The sequence below is a fragment of the Tropicimonas omnivorans genome, assembly GCF_031846565.1.
Taxonomy (GTDB): Bacteria; Pseudomonadota; Alphaproteobacteria; order Rhodobacterales; family Rhodobacteraceae; genus Tropicimonas_B; species Tropicimonas_B omnivorans.
This window is the reverse complement of the sequence record NZ_JAVRHL010000008.1, coordinates 1-17,638: the sequence shown is the minus strand read 5'-3', so window position 1 is coordinate 17,638 and position 17,638 is coordinate 1. Positions and strand designations below refer to the sequence as shown.

The 17,638-nt window shown below is 68.5% G+C and carries 16 protein-coding genes; 11 read left to right on the top strand and 5 right to left on the bottom strand.

Features of this window, described 5'->3' with window-relative positions; genetic code table 11:
- The 4 genes from RM543_RS18685 to dusA all read left to right on the top strand — a co-directional run.
- Positions 1–2,212: hypothetical protein (locus tag RM543_RS18685; protein ID WP_311694420.1), on the top strand; the 2,212-nt coding region annotated here is incomplete at its 5' end.
- Positions 2,213–2,244: 32 nt separating this feature from the next.
- Entirely contained in the window at positions 2,245–3,456 is a 1,212-nt protein-coding gene (locus RM543_RS18680; RefSeq protein ID WP_311694419.1) for a tetratricopeptide repeat protein, read from the top strand.
- 14 nt (positions 3,457–3,470) lie between these two features.
- On the top strand, positions 3,471–5,486 hold the full coding sequence (locus tag RM543_RS18675; RefSeq protein ID WP_311694417.1) for an acyltransferase family protein: 2,016 nt from the start codon (positions 3,471–3,473) through the stop codon (positions 5,484–5,486).
- 192 nt (positions 5,487–5,678) lie between these two features.
- Positions 5,679–6,683 (top strand): tRNA dihydrouridine(20/20a) synthase DusA, encoded by a 1,005-nt coding sequence (dusA, locus tag RM543_RS18670; protein ID WP_311694415.1) that lies wholly within the window; start codon positions 5,679–5,681, stop codon positions 6,681–6,683.
- 36 nt (positions 6,684–6,719) lie between these two features.
- On the opposite strand, the gene RM543_RS18665 is transcribed toward dusA, so the two are convergent.
- From RM543_RS18665 to ccmI, 3 genes are read right to left on the bottom strand one after another with little or no spacing between them, the layout of a single operon-like run.
- A complete protein-coding gene (locus RM543_RS18665; RefSeq protein ID WP_311694412.1) occupies positions 6,720–6,974 on the bottom strand; it encodes a DUF1289 domain-containing protein in 255 nt (84 codons plus the stop codon).
- A complete protein-coding gene (gene ruvX, locus RM543_RS18660; protein WP_311694410.1) occupies positions 6,971–7,447 on the bottom strand; it encodes a Holliday junction resolvase RuvX in 477 nt (158 codons plus the stop codon). The genes RM543_RS18665 and ruvX overlap by 4 nt, the downstream gene beginning before the upstream one ends.
- On the bottom strand, positions 7,444–8,676 hold the full coding sequence (gene ccmI, locus RM543_RS18655) for a c-type cytochrome biogenesis protein CcmI (protein ID WP_311694408.1): 1,233 nt from the start codon (positions 8,674–8,676) through the stop codon (positions 7,444–7,446). The genes ruvX and ccmI overlap by 4 nt, the downstream gene beginning before the upstream one ends.
- Before the next feature lie 190 nt (positions 8,677–8,866).
- Here ccmI and RM543_RS18650 point away from each other — a divergent pair, with 190 nt between their 5' ends.
- The 6 genes from RM543_RS18650 to RM543_RS18625 all read left to right on the top strand — a co-directional run bounded on the left by RM543_RS18650 (position 8,867) and on the right by RM543_RS18625 (position 14,858).
- On the top strand, positions 8,867–10,114 hold the full coding sequence (locus tag RM543_RS18650; RefSeq protein WP_311694406.1) for a sarcosine oxidase subunit beta family protein: 1,248 nt from the start codon (positions 8,867–8,869) through the stop codon (positions 10,112–10,114).
- Positions 10,115–10,220: 106 nt separating this feature from the next.
- Positions 10,221–10,403 (top strand): hypothetical protein, encoded by a 183-nt coding sequence (locus RM543_RS18645; protein ID WP_116086621.1) that lies wholly within the window; start codon positions 10,221–10,223, stop codon positions 10,401–10,403.
- 156 nt (positions 10,404–10,559) lie between these two features.
- Positions 10,560–10,850 (top strand): hypothetical protein, encoded by a 291-nt coding sequence (locus RM543_RS18640; protein ID WP_311694403.1) that lies wholly within the window; start codon positions 10,560–10,562, stop codon positions 10,848–10,850.
- Between the two features lie 117 nt (positions 10,851–10,967).
- Positions 10,968–11,300: a sarcosine oxidase subunit delta gene (locus tag RM543_RS18635; protein ID WP_311694401.1), complete on the top strand. Its 333-nt coding sequence runs from the start codon at positions 10,968–10,970 to the stop codon at positions 11,298–11,300.
- Complete coding sequence (locus RM543_RS18630) at positions 11,297–14,299, top strand: sarcosine oxidase subunit alpha family protein (RefSeq protein ID WP_311694399.1); 3,003 nt, start codon at positions 11,297–11,299, stop codon at positions 14,297–14,299. The genes RM543_RS18635 and RM543_RS18630 overlap by 4 nt, the downstream gene beginning before the upstream one ends.
- Positions 14,292–14,858: a sarcosine oxidase subunit gamma gene (locus tag RM543_RS18625; protein WP_311694397.1), complete on the top strand. Its 567-nt coding sequence runs from the start codon at positions 14,292–14,294 to the stop codon at positions 14,856–14,858. The genes RM543_RS18630 and RM543_RS18625 overlap by 8 nt, the downstream gene beginning before the upstream one ends.
- A gap of 47 nt (positions 14,859–14,905) precedes the next feature.
- On the opposite strand, the gene RM543_RS18620 is transcribed toward RM543_RS18625, so the two are convergent.
- Complete coding sequence (locus RM543_RS18620; protein WP_311694395.1) at positions 14,906–15,337, bottom strand: tellurite resistance TerB family protein; 432 nt, start codon at positions 15,335–15,337, stop codon at positions 14,906–14,908.
- Between the two features lie 193 nt (positions 15,338–15,530).
- Here RM543_RS18620 and RM543_RS18615 point away from each other — a divergent pair, with 193 nt between their 5' ends.
- Positions 15,531–16,376, top strand: coding sequence for a MipA/OmpV family protein (locus RM543_RS18615; protein WP_311694393.1), 846 nt, complete (start codon positions 15,531–15,533; stop codon positions 16,374–16,376).
- A 99-nt stretch (positions 16,377–16,475) separates the two neighbouring features.
- Here RM543_RS18615 and ppk2 read toward each other — a convergent pair whose 3' ends face one another.
- Positions 16,476–17,396 (bottom strand): polyphosphate kinase 2, encoded by a 921-nt coding sequence (ppk2, locus tag RM543_RS18610; RefSeq protein WP_311694391.1) that lies wholly within the window; start codon positions 17,394–17,396, stop codon positions 16,476–16,478.
- Between the last annotated feature and the right edge of the window lie 242 nt (positions 17,397–17,638).

Sequence of the window (17,638 nt, the reverse complement as noted above, 5' to 3'; positions counted from 1 at the left end):
TCTCGCCGGCCTCGACACCGGTGTCGTGACGCTGGCCGGGGACGAGGACCGCCTGACGGTCGAGCAAAGCCTGAATTCGGTCTATTCCGGCAGCATCACGGGGGGCGGAACCTTCCGCCGGACCGGCGACGGCGTCCTCGGCTTTGACGGCGCGATGGGATCGATCGACGTGGCGAACATCGTGTCCGTCGGCGGCGGGCTGACCTTCGCCGAGGGTGGGATCGTCTCCGCGACGAGCAGGGTCTCCCTCGATGACGCGGTTCTGAGCATCCTCGAGGGATCGCAGACCTTCGAGAGCCTGTCGGGGAGCGGTACGCTGTCGCTCAACGGGTCAAACCTGACCCTCGGCAGCTCCGGCGACTTCGATGGCAACATCTGGGACGCCGGCACGCTCACGCTCAACGAGGGCTTCGACTTCGACGGTGTGATGACCGGCGATATCCTGAAACTGGCGATGACCGATTTCACCCTCGAGGAGGGCAGTGCGGCCGCCTTCCGTCAGATGGACCTCGCTTCCGGCAAGACGACGATCTTCGGCCCGGCGGACGCTGAGACGGTCGGCGGCCTCTACATCGAGGAGATGCTGTCCGTCGCCGGCGGCTCCGAGCTCGCCCTGAACGGGGCTCTCGATCCGGCGGCGCCGACGGTGCGTGCCGGCGGCCTCAGGGTCAGCGGTACGTCGGCACGCCTGACGGGGACCGGCGTCATCGACACGCCGATGGCGATCATCGAGAACGGCGGCATCGTGGCGCCCGGTTTCTCGCCAGGCACGCTGGTCTTCACGGGCGATCTGGACATGTCGAATGGCGGCATCGCCGACATGGAGATCAACGGCCGCGAGGCGGGTACGGAGTACGACGTCATCTCGGTCGGCGGTCGCCTGATCCTCGGCGAGGACTCGGTCCTGCGCGTGGCCCTGGGAGACGGGTTCGAACCGGAGCTGGGGGATAGCTTCCACCTCCTGTGGTTCGATCCCGAATTGCGGACCGGCAGCTTCGGCAGCGTCGTCAACGAAACCGGTGACCGCTTCAGCTACGTCAACTCCACCGGCGTCGTGGTCGCGATGGGATCGCGCGATGACGAGGAGGAGGAAGGCATCCGCCAGACGCTGAAGCAGATCTCGGACGACGAGGACAAGGAGAACGAAGAGCTTTCCTCCATCGTGGACCAGCTCATCGTTTCCGGGGGCAGCGGCGATCCTGACGGCGACGAGGACATTCTTGACGCGGCCGGCGGCAACCTGATCCCGCTGCTCGCGGCGGCCGATCCGGAGGACCGTGTCGAGGTGCTCAGCCGCTTCACGCCCGAAGGGTATGGCGGTGCGTTCGAATACGCCCTGCGCTCGCTGGTCGTGAGCTCTGACCTGTTCGACGGCGTCTCCCTGACGGGGCAGCGAGGAACCTGGGGCACGGTCGATTACGATAGCCGTGAACTCGGCTCCGACAGCTCGATGACGATGTCCGACTACACCCAGACCTTCCACAGCATCGGCGGCCGGATCGGCTTCGCCACGGATGACGTGGTGCTCGGCTTCGGTATCCAGTCGGTGGACGGCAGCGTGAAGACCGATGCCGGAATGTCGGCGGATGGTGAGGGGATGCAGTTCATGGTCGGTGCCATGCTGCGCAACCAGCCGAGCGGAATCGCCCCCTACATCACCCTGGAGACCGGATCGCACGAGTTCGAGGGCTCGCGGCTCGGCCTCACCTCGACGCTGGACTTCGACGATGTCGAAAGCTCGGCGACGCTGGCCCGGGTCGGGGCCCGCTTCTCGACGGAACTCGGCCAGGGCGCGCTCAGCGTCGATGCCGCGGCCCTCTTCGGACGGGTGGACAAACTGTCCTTCTCTGAGAGCGGGGGCGCATTGCCCGATCGTCTCGAGGTCAACATCCCGTCGCAGACGGTGTCCGGCGTGGCGCTCGGTGTGGACTACAGCCACGCGGTGACTGACAAGCTGGCCCTGTCGGGCGGGATCGATGTCACCCATCTCTCGGGGCTGGAGGATTACATCGTCGAGGGCCGTTCCGGCGGCGAGGACGTGGTCTTCGAAGCCCGCGTGCCCGGCATGGACGCCACGCAGGGGTCGATCACCCTCGGGGCGGACCTGCTTGCCACGGAGAATGTCCTGCTGAGCCTCACGGGGTACGGCCAGGGCGTGCTCGGCGGCGAGACGGCCTCCGGCGTCTCGGTCAGCGTGAAGGTCGACTTCTGAGACAGGCGAAGCGGAAGAAAGAGTGGTGAGGTATGGCGACTGACTGGATGCGGCGCGTTGGCGTCCTGGCCGGTATCGGTGCACTGATCGCCCTGGGCGTCACCCTCTACAACACGAACCAGGGGCTGCGCGTTCGCGCGGCCCTTGGTCAGCAGGACGCCCGCCTCTCGCTGGCCCTCGCCGAGTACGAGGACGGCAGGCTCTCGGACGCCTTCGAGACGTTCGAGCCGCTTCTCCTGGCGGATTATCCCCCGGCCATCCTCTTCATGTGCGATATTCTGAACAGCAGCGAGGGAGCCGAGATGGACGAGACGTGCACGGATCCCGGCGAGACACCGGGCATCAAGCGGCTCGAGCAGCTCGGCGAGCTGGCCCTTCTCGCCCGCGAATGGCAGACCTTCGAACGCTCCGTCCAGCGCCGGCTGGAGGCGGGGGACGTCAGAGCGCATTTCGACTACGCCCGGTACGAGGCCCTGTCCCAGCCGACGGCGCCGCCGGTGGACGCGATCGCCGCGCATCTCACCCGGTCGGCCGAGGAGGGCGATCCGCGGGGTCAGTACCTCATGGCGATCTACCGGTTGAGGGACATCGCCGAGGGCGCCGCGGACGGGCCCATCGTCCAGAGCTTCGCCGGCCAGCTGACGAAATTCCCGCCGCTTACCGACGCGGAGGCCTATTTCGAGCTGTCGAAACTCATGCAATCGGGCCTCATCGACAGCGAGTTGGCCTATTCCGAAGTGCTCCGCCGGGCCGACGAGGCAGGCAATCCGTATGCCGCCGGGCACATGGCGCAGTATCTCCTGGCCAATCCGGAGATCACCGAGGTCGGCGGGCAGTCCGCTGCGGACTGGATCGCGAAAGCGGCCCGGAACGGCGATCCGGTGGCCCAGTACAACCACGCCATCGCCCTGCTGGAGGGCGGCACGTCCGGTGCCGGGGATGCGGACGAAGCGGAGCGCCTTCTGAGCGCGTCCGCAGCGGCCGGTTTCGCCCCCTCCCATACCCGTCTCGGCGCCCTCTACTGGCAAGAGCCGGAGCGGGGCGGCGACACTGCCGAAGCCGGCCGCAGGACGGCTCTCGACCATTGGCAGCAGGCGGCCGACAAGGGTGATGCCAATGCGCTTTTCAACCTCGGTCAGGTCGCGTTGGCGCAGGGGCGGACGGATGAGGCTGTCCGCTATCTGGAGCGAAGCGCCGAACGTGGAAACGCGGCCGCCGGGGACGCCCTGACGACGCTGCGCTAGAAGGCCCCGCCCCGGTGACCCGCCTGCCGTCCATCGATACCTTCCGGGGCATCGCCGTGAGCCTCGTTCTGTGGACGCATGCCGGTCTGCCGGGGGCGCCGGGGGCCTTCATCGGCATCGATGCCTTCTTCGTGATCAGCGGGTTCCTCGTCACGGCCTCGTTCCTGCGGCTCCTCGATCGCCTGCGTGCCGGCGCGGACGGTGCCTCCTCCGGCGCGCTCTACCGCACGGCGGCCGTCCGGTTCCTCAAGGCGCGGGTGCGGCGCATCCTGCTGCCGCTCTTCGCCGCGATCTTCCTGACGCTGGCGGCGGGCTGGTTTCTTCTGCTGCCCGGCGATCTCTACGACCTTGCGGATGCGGCGCTGATGTCCGTCCTGCTGTCCGGCAACCTCCATGCCGCGTCCACCGGCGACTATTTCGACATGATCGTCCAGGCGGAGCCGCTGCTGCACACCTGGAGCCTCGCCCTCGAGGAGCAGTTCTATCTGCTCTCGCTCGTGATCATGGCAGCCTGGGCGCTGCTGCCCCGGACGTGGGGGTTCTGGCCGCTGGTTCTGGGCGGAGGGCTCTTCTCCCTGGCCCTGGCGCAGATCTACTCCACCGATCCGGACCTGAAGGGAGCGAGCTACTACCTCTTCTCGACCCGCGTGTGGGAGTTCCTCATGGGGGTGGCGCTGGCGCCGCTGGTCAGGGGCGGCACCTTCGAGGGACGGCTCGGGCGGTGGCTGACCTGCGATGCCGCGTTCGCCCTTGGCTGGGTGCTCGTCTTCGGCTCCATTGTCATCCTGACGCCGGACGCGCCCTCGCCGGGCCTCGTGTCGCTGCCTGCGCTCCTCGGGATGGTCCTGATCATCATCGGGCAGCCGCGGAGCCGCCTCCTGGCGGGGCGGATCCATCTCCGTCCGATCACCTATGCCGGCCGCAACCTCTACGGCATCTATCTCTTCCACTTCCCGGTCGTCGTCTATCTCGCCTATGTCGACCCGCCCCTCGGAGCGTGGATGCCCGTGGTGTCGTTCGTGGCGTCCTACGCGGTCGCCCTGGCTCTCGGGGCCCTGATCGAGCTGCCGTTCGAGCGGTGGCGGTCGCCGCGGTTTCGCATCATCGTCGGCCTCGATCTCCTGCTGCTCGCGGGGATCTTCGGGCTCGCCACGCTCATCTGGCAGTCGGGCGGCGCGCCGGAGCGGATGCCGGAGGCGGCGCAGCGCGCCTATCTCGGCAAGTACCTCGTGAACCCCGAGCGCGGACGCTGCATGGAGGGCGAGCTGACCGCGGAAGGCTATTCGTGCAGCTATGGAGCGCCGTCGGAGCGGAAGGTCGTCCTGATCGGCGATTCCCATTCCGACATGCTGGCCAACCAGCTCAGTGGCGCCCTCGAGGAGCGCGGTCTCCAGACCCTGCATTACTGGTCCTATGCCTGTCCCGCGATCGGCGCGAGGCTCTACGATCTCGACGTCTTCGGGGACGACTGCACGCGGCTCAGCTTCGAGGCGCACGACCGTCTTTCGACGATGCAGGGGGTCGAGGCCGTGATCTATGCCGCGCTCTGGCCCTCGTACCTTGGATACGGCGAGGACGACGTGCCGACGGAGATTGCCAGCGGCCGGGCCGGGGGGCCGGGCGCGGCGAACCTCGGTACCTATCGCGAGGCGTTCCAGCGCCAGTTCCTCGACACCGTGAGGGGGCTGACGGCGCGGGGCATCGAGGTCTACATCGTTGCGCCCGTGCCGATCCTCGGCCGAAGCCCGGCCCACGAGGAGGCCCTGAACGCGTGGTACAGACCGAGGTCCTGGACGACGCCGCTCAACGAGGCGCTCGGCCGGGACGCCTACGAGGCGCAGGGCGATGTCTTCCAGGCGGTGATCGCGCCGCTGAGGGGCGTGGACGGCGTCTACGTGCTCGATCCGGGCGACGTCCTCTGCCCGGACGAGACCTGCCGTCAGATCGAGGATGGCACGCCGCTCTACTACGACGAGACCCACCTCAACGAACGCGGCGCCGAAGCGGTCGTCCGCCACTGGTTTCCCTGACGGCGCCGATGCGGACCTCCGAGGCGAACGGCCAGCAGTCCTTTGCGCCTGCGCCTGCAGGGTGCTATGCACCGTCGGCTCAGACCCGCAAGACCTCGACCGGGCCTTGATTTGCAGGCCCTGATGCCGGAAACGGCGGCAATCGCGCCTTTCGAGGACCGAAACAGCATCGCCCCACCAGTCGGAAAATCAATGAAACGAGATGAAATTGATCTGCGCAGCGCCGCCCGCCTGTCCGTCGCCCCCATGATGGATTGGACGGATCGTCACTGCCGGGCTTTTCACAGGGTCATGACGCGCCGGACGCTCCTTTACACGGAGATGGTCGTCGCGGCGGCTCTGGTTCGGGGCGGGGCGCGGCATCTTCTCGCGTTCGACCCGGCCGAGCATCCCGTTGCGCTCCAAATCGGGGGATCGGAGCCGAAGGAGCTGGCCGAGGCGGCCCGGATGGGAGCGAACGAGGGCTACGGCGAGGTCAATCTGAACGTCGGCTGTCCGTCCGACCGGGTGAAGTCCGGCTGCTTCGGTGCCGTCCTGATGCGGGAGCCGGAGCGGGTCGCGGCGGCCTGCGCCGAGATGATCGCGGCCTCTTCGGTGCCGGTGACGGTGAAGTGCCGGATCGGCGTGGACGACCAGGTTTCCGAGGAGGTGCTGCCGGACTTCCTGACGCGCGTGCGCGACGCCGGGGTGCGCCAGGTCACCATCCACGCGCGCAAGGCGTGGCTCAAGGGCCTCTCCCCCAAGGAGAACAGGGATATCCCGCCGCTCGATTATCCGCTCGTTCACCGCATGAAGGCGGAGTTCCCGGATCTGTCGATTTCCATCAACGGCGGTATAGCGACGCTTGATGCGGCCGCGGAGCATCTCGAAGGCGGTCTCGACGGGGCGATGATCGGTCGCGCGGCATATCACGATCCGGCCTCCGTCCTGCTCCGCGCGGACAGCCAAATCTTCGGCGCGGAGGATCCCTGCGAGCGGGCGGAGGACGCGGCGCTTCGGATGCGGCCCTACATCGCGCGGCATCTCGAGGCGGGCGGGCGGCTTCACGACGTGACGCGGCACATGCTGGGGCTGTTCACCGGCCGTCCCGGCGCACGGACATGGCGGCGGACGCTTTCCGAAGGCACGGGGCGCAAGGATGCGGGACTGGAGCTCTTCGACGCGGCGCTGGAGCACGTGACCCTGGCAGCGGCCTGAGGGCGACCATCGGGCGCGGCCCGTGCGCCCAGCCCCCTAATCCTTCCGATCGGGCGGGACGAACCCCTTGCGCGCGGCGCGGCCGCCGCGGCGGCGGGGCGCGACGCGGGACGCACGGCCGGGCAGCTCGGCGAGGACCTCGCGGCGTTCCTCGGCGCTCATCCGTTTCCAGAGGCCGATCTCCATCTGCGTGCGGTAGCAGCCGATGCAGATCCGCTCCTGGGGGTGAATCTGGCAGATCTTGATGCAGGGGCTCTGCGGCTCGTCGCGGGTCCAGACGTCGTCGCTCATGGCATTGTCCTGATGTGCCGCATCCGGTCCAGCGCGCCTTGCAGGATGTAGGACGCAGCCACGTGGTCGATCACCTCCGCGCGGCGGCGGCGGCTGGTATCGGCCTCGATCAGCGCGCGCTCGGCGGCGACGGTGGACAGGCGTTCGTCCCAGAGCGCGATGGGACACTCGGTCATCCGCTCGAGGTTGCGCGCGAAGGCGCGGGTGGCCTGGCATCGGGGGCCTTCGGTGCCGTCCATGTTGCGGGGCAGGCCGAGGATCATTCCGGCGATCTCCCGTGCGGTCAGCCGCTCCAGAAGCGCCTCTGCGTCGAGAGTGAACTTCTTGCGGCGGATCGTGCGGTCCGGCGTTGCCGAAAGCAGAAGCATGTCGGACAGGGCGAGACCGATCGTCTTCGTGCCGAGATCGAGCCCGGCGATGGCGCGCCCGGGCGGGATGAGCAGGGCGAACTCCTCGAGGGTGTCGCAGATCATTCGGCGACCCCCGCATCCTCGGCCGCGGCGCGGATGGGGCCGATGTCCGAGGCGGGAAACGTGCCCTGCGCCTCGGTCCAGATCGCGGCGGCGCGTTCGGTTTCCCCCAGAACGCCGAGCGCGCGGATCAGGCGGGCCCACTCTTCGGGCGTGCCGCCATCGGCCGCGAGACGCCCCGCCAGACCGTCGACCATGCCGCGCACCATCCGGTCCCGCTCTTCGGCGGAGAGGTCCGCCGCGGCGTCCAGATCCGCGGCGCCGGGGCCCGGGAGGGACTGAGGCGGGGTTGGGGCGGTGTAGTTGGCGCCCGCGCGGGCGGCGACCTGATCGATCTGGCCGCGGATCGCGGGGATCCAGGGCGCGTCTTCCGGACCCTGCCGCAGGAGCGCATCCCAGAGGGAGAGGGTGATGTCGGGGCGGCCGGTCTGTGCGTGCATGACGCCCAGATAATAACGGGCCGGACCATTTCGAGGGTCGAGCGCCAGGGCCTCCCGCGCGGCACGCTCCGCCTCGGGAGAGATGACGCCGCCGGCGGCGAGGGCGAGCAGGTCGGCGAGGTCCGAATAGTCGTCCGCCGTCGCGTCCTCTCCCTTCGCTTCGATCAGGCGCCCCTGCGCATCGGCGGCCGCGGCGAAATCACCTGTCCGCGCTTCGTTCCGGGCAAGGAGGGTGAGCCCCTCGACATCGTTCGGACGCTGCTCCAGCGCGCTGCGAAGGCGCACCATCAGCTCGGCGTAATCCTCCGGGATTTCCCGTTCGACGTCGTTTGCCGGGGAGACAGCTTCCAGCTCTTCCTGCGACGGGCGGGAGGCGCGGGCGCGCTCGGCGTCGGCGATGCGTGTCGCCAGCGGCAGGTCGGCATAGCCGGGCGCACCGAGGGCGAGATAGGACGCCGCGCCACCCGCCAGGAGCACGAGGCCGGTCACGCCCGCCGCGATCCGGCCGGCGCGGCGTGGGCCGGCCTCCGGCGCTGGCCGCGCGCGACGGTCGGCATCGAGGAGGCGGCGTTCGATCTCGGGGCGCATCCGGTCGGCTTCGTCCGGTGCGATCGTGCCGCGCGCGACGTCGCGGTCCAGGGCCGCGAGCTGCTGGCGGTAGATCTCGATATCGGGCGCCTCGGGCGCCTGGGCGTCTGCCGGCCGGACGAGGAGAGGCCGCGTGATCCACAGCGCGGTGACGACGGCGAGGGCAAGGGCGGCGAGCCAGAACATGGGCGCGGGATACGGCATTCCCCGCATCCCCGGAAGCCCGGAGGCCCCGAAACCGCCATCACAGCCGTGCGACATCCGCGCGCGCGTCGCAACCGGACCGGAGAATGCCGCTGGCGCACGATTGACAGACGAAGATTCCCTGACATTGCCTGTCTATCAGCGGCGTCTTCGGAAAGGCGTCCGTCCTGCGCTCGAAGGAGGCCCGTCCATGCGTCGCTATTCCGCCTTTGCCATCGTCCGCGAAGGTCTGAAGCACCACATGGGATGGGAGCGCGCCTGGCGCTCGCCCGAGCCCAAGGCGCGATACGACGCGATCATCGTCGGCGCCGGTGGCCATGGTCTCGCCACCGCCTACTACCTCGGCAAGAACTTCGGCATCACCAATGTCGCGATCCTCGAGAAGGGTTGGCTCGGCGGCGGCAATACGGGCCGGAATACCACGATCATCCGCTCGAACTACCTGCAGGACCCCTCCGCCGCGATCTACGAGAAAAGCCGGTCGCTCTACGAGACGCTGAGCCAGGAGCTGAACTACAACGTCATGTTCAGCCCCCGCGGCGTGATGATGCTGGCACAGACCGAGCACGAGGTCCGCGGCTACAAGCGCACCGCCTTCGCCAATGCGATCCAGGGCGTGAAGACCGAGTTCGTCGGACCGGAGCGGGTCAAGGCGCTCTGCCCGATCCTCAACATCCACGGGCCGCGTTACCCGGTCCTCGGCGCCCTCTGGCAGGCCCGTGCGGGCACCGCGCGGCACGATGCGGTGGCTTGGGGCTACGCCCGCGCCTGCTCCGAGATGGGCATGGACATCATCCAGCAATGCGAGGTGACGGGCATCCGGCAGGAGGGTGGCCGCGTCACCGGTGTCGACACGACGAAGGGCGAGATCGGATGCGACAAGCTCGCGCTCGTCGTCGCGGGGCATTCGGGGCGCCTGGCCGAGATGGCGGGCTTCCGCCTCCCCATCGAGAGCGTGCCGCTCCAGGCGCTGGTCTCCGAGCCGATCAAGCCCTGCATGGACGTCGTGGTCATGGCCAACACCGTGCACGGGTACATGAGCCAGTCCGACAAGGGCGAGATGGTGATCGGCGGCGGAACGGACGGCTACAACGCCTACACGCAGCGCGGCTCGTTCCAGCATGTCGAGGAGACGGTGCGCGCGCTGGTCGAGACCTTCCCGATCATCGGGCGGCTGAAGATGCTGCGCCAGTGGGGCGGCATCGTGGACATGACCGGAGACCGCTCCCCGATCCTCTCGAAGACGCCGGTGGGCGGGATCTACGCCAATTGCGGCTGGGGCACAGGGGGCTTCAAGGCGATCCCCGGGTCGGGCTGGGCGATGGCGGAGCTCATCGCGAAGGACGCGCCGGGGACGCTTGCCTCGCATTTCGGACTGGACCGGTTCCGCGCGGGTCGCTTCATCGACGAGAGCGTCGCCGCGGGTGTGGCCCACTGATGGGTGTCATTTCGGTCACGGTTGCACCGTTTGGCGCGGACCCGTGGAACGGGTCCGTGATCGGGTGCATTGGGTCCTGGAACTACATGCACCGAAGGGACAGCCAATGCTGCGCAACATCATCCTGGCGATCATCGCCATCATCGTCATTCTCGTCATCCTCTTCTTCTGGGGCGTCTTCGAGGCAGCCGACGAAGTCGGCGAAGCCGTCACGACCGACGAAGCGGAAATCAGCGAACCGCTCGATGAGGACGGCGACGGCGCCGTTGAGCTGGAACCCGCCAACTAACGGTCGGGCCCGGAACCAGGGGTCGGGATGCGGCGTTCAGACGCATCCCGATTTGCCCAAGGTAAACACCCCATGCAAGACCCCAACACGCCGCCGCGGAGCACCAGCTCCTCGAGCCATACTGAAGTCCGCTCCTCCTCCGGCGGCCTCGGGCCCATGGCGTTCATTCTCGGCGCTGTCGTCGTCGCCGTCCTCGTTCTCGCTTGGCTGTTCCTCGGCGCTGACCCGTCCCCCGAGACCGGAACGGCCGGAGTTGGCGACGAGACCAACATCACGATCGACAGCGACACCGGTGCCGATGCGGGCGCCACGTCCGACGCGCCCGTCGTCGATGAACCGGCAGCCGGCGCGCCTGTCGCGGACGCTCCCGCGGGCGATGCCCCGGCCGCTGGCGGCGCCGACTCCGAAGCCGAAGCGGATGTCGAACTGGACGTCGCTCCCAACTGATCCCGCGCGCGCTCCGGCGCCTGCGCTCATGGTCTTCCGCAAAGCGGTCCTGCCTTGTCTGGCGGGGCCGCTTTGTCGTGTCCGCGCCCTGTCCCTCAGTGCCTGCGAGGTGCCCTCATGCTGAAGCTCAGATGCCCCTGTTGCGGCCTCGTGGCCGACGAGACGGAGTTGTCCCCAGGCGGGGAGGCGCACCTGGTGCGCCGCGGCCCGGAGGCGGAGGACGATGCGTTCGAGGCCTACCTCTTCCTGCGCGACAACCCGAAAGGGCCTCATCTCGAGCGGTGGCGCCATGCCTACGGGTGCGGCAAGTGGTTCATCGCGGCGCGGGACACCGCGACGATGGAGGTGTTTGGGACCTACCCGGCCCAGACCAAGGGGCCGCCGCCCGAGATCGTCGACAAGATACGGGACAGGGTGCCCGGCTGGACTGCACCGGGGGAGGCGACATGAGCCGCAGATTGACGTCCGGCGGTCGGTACATCGACCGCAACGCGCCGCAGGGTTTCACCTTCGACAGCACGACCTTCGAGGGCTATGCCGGTGACACTCTGGCCTCCGCGCTTCTCGGCGCCGGCGTGACGCTGGTCGGCCGGTCCTTCAAGTACCACCGCCCGCGCGGCATTCTCGCCGCCGGCCCCGAAGAGCCGAACGCCCTCGTCGCGCTCGGACCGAAGGAGCGCACGGAGCCGAACCAGCGCGCGACCACCACGGAACTGTTCGACGGTCTCACCGCCCGGAGCCAGAACCGCTGGCCATCGCTCAAGAACGACGTGGGCGCGCTCAACCAGGCCGTCTCGAAGTTCCTGCCGGCCGGCTTCTACTACAAGACGTTCATCCAGCCGCGGCACGCGTGGAAGCACCTCTTCGAGCCGATCATCCGGCGCTCCGCCGGTCTCGGCCCCGCGCCGACCCATGCCGATCCGGACGAGTACGAGCACCTCTACGACACCGCCGACGTCCTCGTGGCGGGTGGCGGCGTGGCGGGCCTCACGGCGGCGCTCGCGGCGGGCCGCGCCGGCAAGCGTGTCGTCCTCGTGGAGCAGATGCCGCATTGGGGCGGGCGCCTCGTCACCGACGCCCTGCCGGACGCGAAGGAGGAGGCCGGGGAGACCGTCGCTGCCCTCCTCGCCGCGCTGGAGGCCATGCCGAACGTCCATCTGCGCACGCGGACGATGTGCGCCGGCATCTACGACCACGGATATGTCCTCTGCCATGAGCGCGTGAGCGATCATGCGCCCGCCGCCGGCATCCCGCGTCACCGCCTCTGGAAGGTGCGCGCGGACCAGGTCGTGGTCGCGACCGGCGCCATCGAGCGGCCGATTGCCTTCCCGATGAACGACTTGCCGGGCGTCATGCTTGCGGGAGCGGTCCGGGACTACGTCGAGTGCTACGGCGTGACGCCAGGCGACGCGGTGGTGATCGTCACCAACAACGACGACGCCTACCGCACCGCGCTGTCACTGAAATCTGCCGGGATTGCCGTTCCGGCGGTCGTGGACGCGCGGGCGTCGGCGGACGGCGCTCTGCCCGCCATGGCCCGCGACGCGGGGATCGACGTGCGCACGGGGCAGGGCGTTGCCAAGGTCCTCGGCAAGATGGGTGTGGAGGGCGTCCAGCTCTGCGCGCAAGGCAGCGCCGGAGAGGTCACGGACACGATCGCCTGCGACGCCGTCGCGGTTTCGGGAGGCTGGTCCCCGGCCGTCAACCTATGGTCCCATTGCGGCGGCAAACTGCGGTGGCGCGAGGACGCGGCGTGGTTCGAACCCGATGCCGACAAGGCCCCGACGGGCGCCGACGGCCGCGCCTTCGTCGCCGTCTGCGGTGCCGCGAACGGGCGGATGGGGGCGCGGGACGCGGCCGCCGATGCGGCGGACGTCGGTGCCGCGGCTGCCGGTGGCGAGGTCACCGGCGATCTGCCCGGCGTTCCGGAGGCTCCCGAGGAGGCGCCGCTGGAGCCGGTCTGGCTGATGCCTGCCGAGGCCCAGATCGAGGCACGCGAGAAGATGTGGCTCGACTTCCAGAACGACGTGAAGGTGTCCGACGTCGAACTGGCCGCCCGGGAGGGCTTCGAGAGTGTCGAGCATACCAAGCGCTATACCACGCTCGGCATGGCGACGGACCAGGGAAAGACGAGCAACATCAACGGCCTCGCCATTCTCGCCAAGGCGCTCGACGAGGGCGTGCCGCAGGTCGGCACCACGACCTTCCGCCCGCCCTGGACGCCGCTCTCCTTCGGCGCCATCGTCGGTGAGGCGAAGGGGCCCGCGTTCCAGCCGCTGCGGCGGACGCCGATGGACAGCTGGCACGAGGCCCGCGGCGCGACATGGGAGCCGGTCGGCCATTGGCGCCGTCCCTACTGCTACCCGCGCCGCGCCGAATCTGCCGAGGAGGCGGTGGAGCGCGAGGTCCTCGCCGTGCGGAACCATGTCGGCATCCTCGATGCGTCGACGCTCGGCAAGATCCTCGTGCGCGGGCCCGATGCGGGACGCTTCCTCGACATGCTCTACACCAACATGATGAGCAGCCTGAAACCGGGACGCTGCCGCTACGGGCTGATGTGCTCCGAGAACGGCTTCCTGATGGATGACGGCGTGGTGGCGCGGATCGACGAGCAGACCTTCCTCTGCCACACCACGACCGGCGGCGCCGACCGGATTCACGCCTGGATGGAGGACTGGCTGCAATGCGAGTGGTGGGACTGGAAGGTCCACACCGCGAACCTGACAGAGGCCTGGGGCCAGATCGCCGTGGCCGGCCCGAAGGCGCGCAAGGTGCTCGAAAGCCTGGGCGGGATGGACCTGTCTGCCGAGGCGCTGCCGTTCATGGGCTGGGCGGACGGCACGCTCGGCGGCTTCGACGTCCGGGTCTACCGCATCTCCTTCTCGGGCGAGCTGTCGTTCGAGATCGCGGTCCGGGCGGGGCAGGCGCGGGCGCTCTGGGACCGTCTCGTCGCCGCCGGGGATGCGCACGGGATGGCGCCCTACGGAACGGAGGCGCTCCACGTCCTCCGCGCCGAAAAGGGCTTCATCATGATCGGCGACGAGTCTGACGGTACGGTGATTCCGCAGGATCTCGGTCTGGACTGGGCGATCTCGAAGAAGAAGAACGATTATCTCGGCAAGCGCGCGCAGGCGCGGATGCACATGACCGATGCGGGCCGGTGGCGGCTCGTTGGTCTGGAGACGCTGGAGGGGGAGGTTCTGCCCGATGGGGCATACGCCATCTCGAACGAGAAGGACGAGTGGGGCAACACGCGCACGATCGGCCGGGTCACGAGCTCGTACCGCTCGCCGACTTTGAACCGCGGCATCGCCATGGCGCTTGTCGAGAAGGGGCCCGAGCGGATGGGAGAGGTGATCGACTTCCCGATCCCCGGCGCCGATCCCATCGCGGCGCGCATCGTCTCGCCGGTCTTCTACGATCCCGAGGGGGAGAAGCAGAATGTCTGATATCGCAACGGCCCTCGGCGGCGCCCGCTACGAGGGGTTCGCTCTGGTGGAGGAGGCCCCGGCCGGCGGCATGATCGCCCTGCGCGGGGACTGGTCCGACCTCGGGCCCGCTCTGTCTTCCGCGCTGGGGGTGGAGATACCGCAGACGAGGCGCATCGTCACGGAGGGCGAGCGGTCGCTGGCCTGGATGTCCCCCGACGAGGCTCTGGTCCTGCTGCCCGTGGACAAGGTCGCGGAGACTGTCCGGCGCATCACCGAGGGCGCGGGCGATGCCTTCGTCACCGCGACCGACGTGTCGGACATGCGTGCGGTGTTCCGGATCTCCGGCGAGGGGACGGGCCCGCGGGAAGTGCTTTCGAAGCTCTGCCCGGTGGACATGCGCTCCCTCGAGGTGGAGGAACTGCGCCGGACCCGTCTGTCACAGGTGCCGGCGGCGTTCTGGATCGGCCGGGACGGCACGATCACGGTGATCTGCTTCCGCTCCGTCGCGGCCTATGCCTTCGAGGTTCTGACGCGCGCCGCGCGGCCCGGCACCGAGGTCGGCCACCTCGCAAGCTGAGTGGCGGTCGCCAGGGCGGGGGTGATCCCTCCATCGCGGGCGGTCGCCTATTCCGGCTGCGGGCGGGCTGCTTCCACGTCCTCGTGGCCGAGACCGAGGCGGGATGCGCTGCGCTCCAGCATCGCATCCTCCTCGGAGCGGTGGACGCCGTCGGCGAGCGCGACCTGCCACATGGCGGTAAGCAGTCCGCGGCGCTCCTCGAGCGGCATGCTGGCGCGGATCATCTCGGCGAAGCGCTCACCATCGGGAGCATCCGCTTCGAGCCGCTCGCAATCGGCGCGCATCTTGGCTGCCTCCACCGGATTCAGGTCGAACCGCGCGGCCAGGATGCGGTCGATACGGCGGATTTGCTCCACTGCGTAGTGATGGTCCACCTTGGCCATGCGCACGAGCAACGCGCCGAGGGCGAGACGGCCGTCGAGCTCCGGCAGGGGGGCGGGGCGGGGGCTCTGAAGCCGTCTGAGCAGGTCGCTGAACATGGCCGTTAGCTAGTGGTTCGGCGGCGGCATTCAAACGCGATTGTTGTGCCAAATTCGCCACGGTCCGGAGACTTCCATCAATGAAATCGAGCGTCCGGCAACCTTTTCGCACTCCATGCATTTTCGCGGCAGGACATCTTGTCTAAACAGAATGAAGCTATCCCGGCGTTCCCTCGATCGGAGGACCGGTCCCATGCAGGAAGAAATCATGAACGCTACGACCTCCCTCCGCTCCGTCCTTGCCCTCGCGATGGTCGCCGCCCCGGTTTCCGCGCTGGCCGGAAATCTCGAGCCTGTTCCGATGGAGCAGTCCGTGATCATGGCGCCGCAGATCGACACCGCGCCGGACCTGGTCTTCACCCTCGGCGCCGGCGTGAAATCCACCCCGGAATATTTCGGTGCTGACGAGAACACCGTGGCGCCCGCATTCAAGGGCCGGCTCAACTACGCGCGGCTCGGCGGCCTCAGCTTCGGCAGCCCCGACGGCGTGACCGAGCCCGAAGGCTTCGGCCTCGGCGTCGCGTTCCGGTACATCGGCGAGCGCGACACCAGCGAGTATGACGAGCTCGACGGCCTCGACGATATCGATGCCACCCTCGAGCTCGGCCTCGGCGCCGGCTACGAGGCGCGGAATTTCGCGGTCTTTGCCGACGTTCGCCAGGGCATCGGCGGGCATGACGGAGTCGTGGGCGATCTGGGAGCGGACGTGATCTTCCGCCCGACCGACAAGCTGGTGCTGACGGCCGGGCCGCGCGCCTTCTTCGGCGACGATACCTACGCGGATACCTATTTCGGCGTGAGCGACAGCGAATCCACCGACAGCGGATACGATTCCTTCGATGCCGAGGGGGGTCTTCTGTCCACCGGCGTCGAGCTGGGCGCGACATACAAGTTCGACGATCGCTGGGGCCTGGAAAGCTCCGTGCGCTATGACCGCTACCAGAACGACGCGGCGGACAGCCCCATCGTCGAGCGCGGCAGCGACGATCAGGTCACCGCTGAAATCGGCTTCACCCGGACGTTCACGCTGAACTTCTGAGGGCGCGCCAGCTCCGGCATCGCGAATGCCCCGGCAGATTGATATCTGCCGGGGCATTTTTCATTTGCGCTCTTCCGCCGAGGCGGCCGCCGATGGCCTTCAGTATTTCGAGGGAACGTAGAGTTCCGGCGGCAGCACGGCGCGCTCGTATTCGGGATTGAAGACCCGCTGGGGCAGGGTGACCTCCTCCTGCTCCACCTCGTGGTACGGCATGAGCGACAACAGGTGGTCCATGCAATTGAGGCGCGCGCGCTTCTTGTCGTTGCCGGGCACGATGTACCACGGGGCTTCGTCGATGTTCGTGCGGTCGAACATCTCCTCCTTGGCCTTGGTGTACTGCTCCCAGCGGACGCGGCTCTGCAGGTCCATCGGGGAGAGTTTCCACTGCTTGAGCGGATCGTGGATGCGCATCAGGAAGCGCATCTGCTGCTCCTCGTCGGTGATCGAGAACCAGTACTTCACCACCCGTATGCCGGAGCGGACGAGCATTCGTTCGAACTCGGGCACGTCCTTGAAGAACTGTTCGACCTGGTCCTCGGAGGCGAACCCCATCACTCGCTCGACGCCGGCACGGTTGTACCAGGAGCGGTCGAAGAGGACGATCTCGCCGCCGGCGGGAAGATGGGGCACGTAGCGCTGGAAGTACCACTGGGTCTTCTCGCGGTCGGACGGGGCGGGCAGGGCCACGGTGCGCACCACGCGGGGGTTCAGCCGCTGTGCGATGCGCTTGATGACGCCGCCCTTGCCGGCGCTGTCCCGCCCCTCGAAAAGCACGACCACCTTCTCGCCGGTGGCCACCACCCAGTCCTGCAGCTTGATCAGCTCGGCCTGGAGGCGCAGCAATTCCCGGAAATACTCGGCGCGGGGCAGGGAAGCGGGATGCGCGCGTTCATAGATGCGGCGGATCTCGAGGGAGAGGACGGCATCCTCCAGTTCGATCTCGTAATCCTCGTCGAGCGCGTTCTTCAGCTCCGCGTCGAGCCAGTCCTCGTCGCTCGTCACATCGTATTCGTCGGTCATTTCGTCCGGCTTTCCTTCGTCGCCCTGTCCTAGATCATGGGGATGTAACGGTTATCCGACAACCGCCACACGGGGGGGGGGGGGGGGGGGGGGGGGGGGGGGGGGCGGGCGGGGGGGGGGGGGGGGGGGGGGGGGGGGGGGGGGGCGGCGGGGGGGGGGGGGGGGGGGAGGCGGGGGGGGTGGGCAACGGGACGGCGGGTACTCAGACGGCCAGTGGCACTGCCTCCGTTACCGACGGAGAC

Excerpts from the sequence above, each read along its gene's own strand:
- RM543_RS18680 (WP_311694419.1), top strand. The coding sequence starts at position 2,245 with ATGGCGACTGACTGGATGCGGCGCGTTGGCGTCCTGGCCGGTATCGGT.
- RM543_RS18640 (WP_311694403.1), top strand. The coding sequence starts at position 10,560 with ATGGCGTTCATTCTCGGCGCTGTCGTCGTCGCCGTCCTCGTTCTCGCT.
- RM543_RS18645 (WP_116086621.1), top strand. The coding sequence starts at position 10,221 with ATGCTGCGCAACATCATCCTGGCGATCATCGCCATCATCGTCATTCTC.
- ccmI (WP_311694408.1), bottom strand. The coding sequence starts at position 8,676 with ATGCCGTATCCCGCGCCCATGTTCTGGCTCGCCGCCCTTGCCCTCGCC.
- ppk2 (WP_311694391.1), bottom strand. The coding sequence starts at position 17,396 with ATGACCGACGAATACGATGTGACGAGCGACGAGGACTGGCTCGACGCG.
- RM543_RS18635 (WP_311694401.1), top strand. The coding sequence starts at position 10,968 with ATGCTGAAGCTCAGATGCCCCTGTTGCGGCCTCGTGGCCGACGAGACG.
- RM543_RS18650 (WP_311694406.1), top strand. The coding sequence starts at position 8,867 with ATGCGTCGCTATTCCGCCTTTGCCATCGTCCGCGAAGGTCTGAAGCAC.
- RM543_RS18630 (WP_311694399.1), top strand. The coding sequence starts at position 11,297 with ATGAGCCGCAGATTGACGTCCGGCGGTCGGTACATCGACCGCAACGCG.
- RM543_RS18625 (WP_311694397.1), top strand. The coding sequence starts at position 14,292 with ATGTCTGATATCGCAACGGCCCTCGGCGGCGCCCGCTACGAGGGGTTC.
- RM543_RS18620 (WP_311694395.1), bottom strand. The coding sequence starts at position 15,337 with ATGTTCAGCGACCTGCTCAGACGGCTTCAGAGCCCCCGCCCCGCCCCC.
- RM543_RS18665 (WP_311694412.1), bottom strand. The coding sequence starts at position 6,974 with ATGAGCGACGACGTCTGGACCCGCGACGAGCCGCAGAGCCCCTGCATC.
- RM543_RS18615 (WP_311694393.1), top strand. The coding sequence starts at position 15,531 with ATGCAGGAAGAAATCATGAACGCTACGACCTCCCTCCGCTCCGTCCTT.
- dusA (WP_311694415.1), top strand. The coding sequence starts at position 5,679 with ATGAAACGAGATGAAATTGATCTGCGCAGCGCCGCCCGCCTGTCCGTC.
- ruvX (WP_311694410.1), bottom strand. The coding sequence starts at position 7,447 with ATGATCTGCGACACCCTCGAGGAGTTCGCCCTGCTCATCCCGCCCGGG.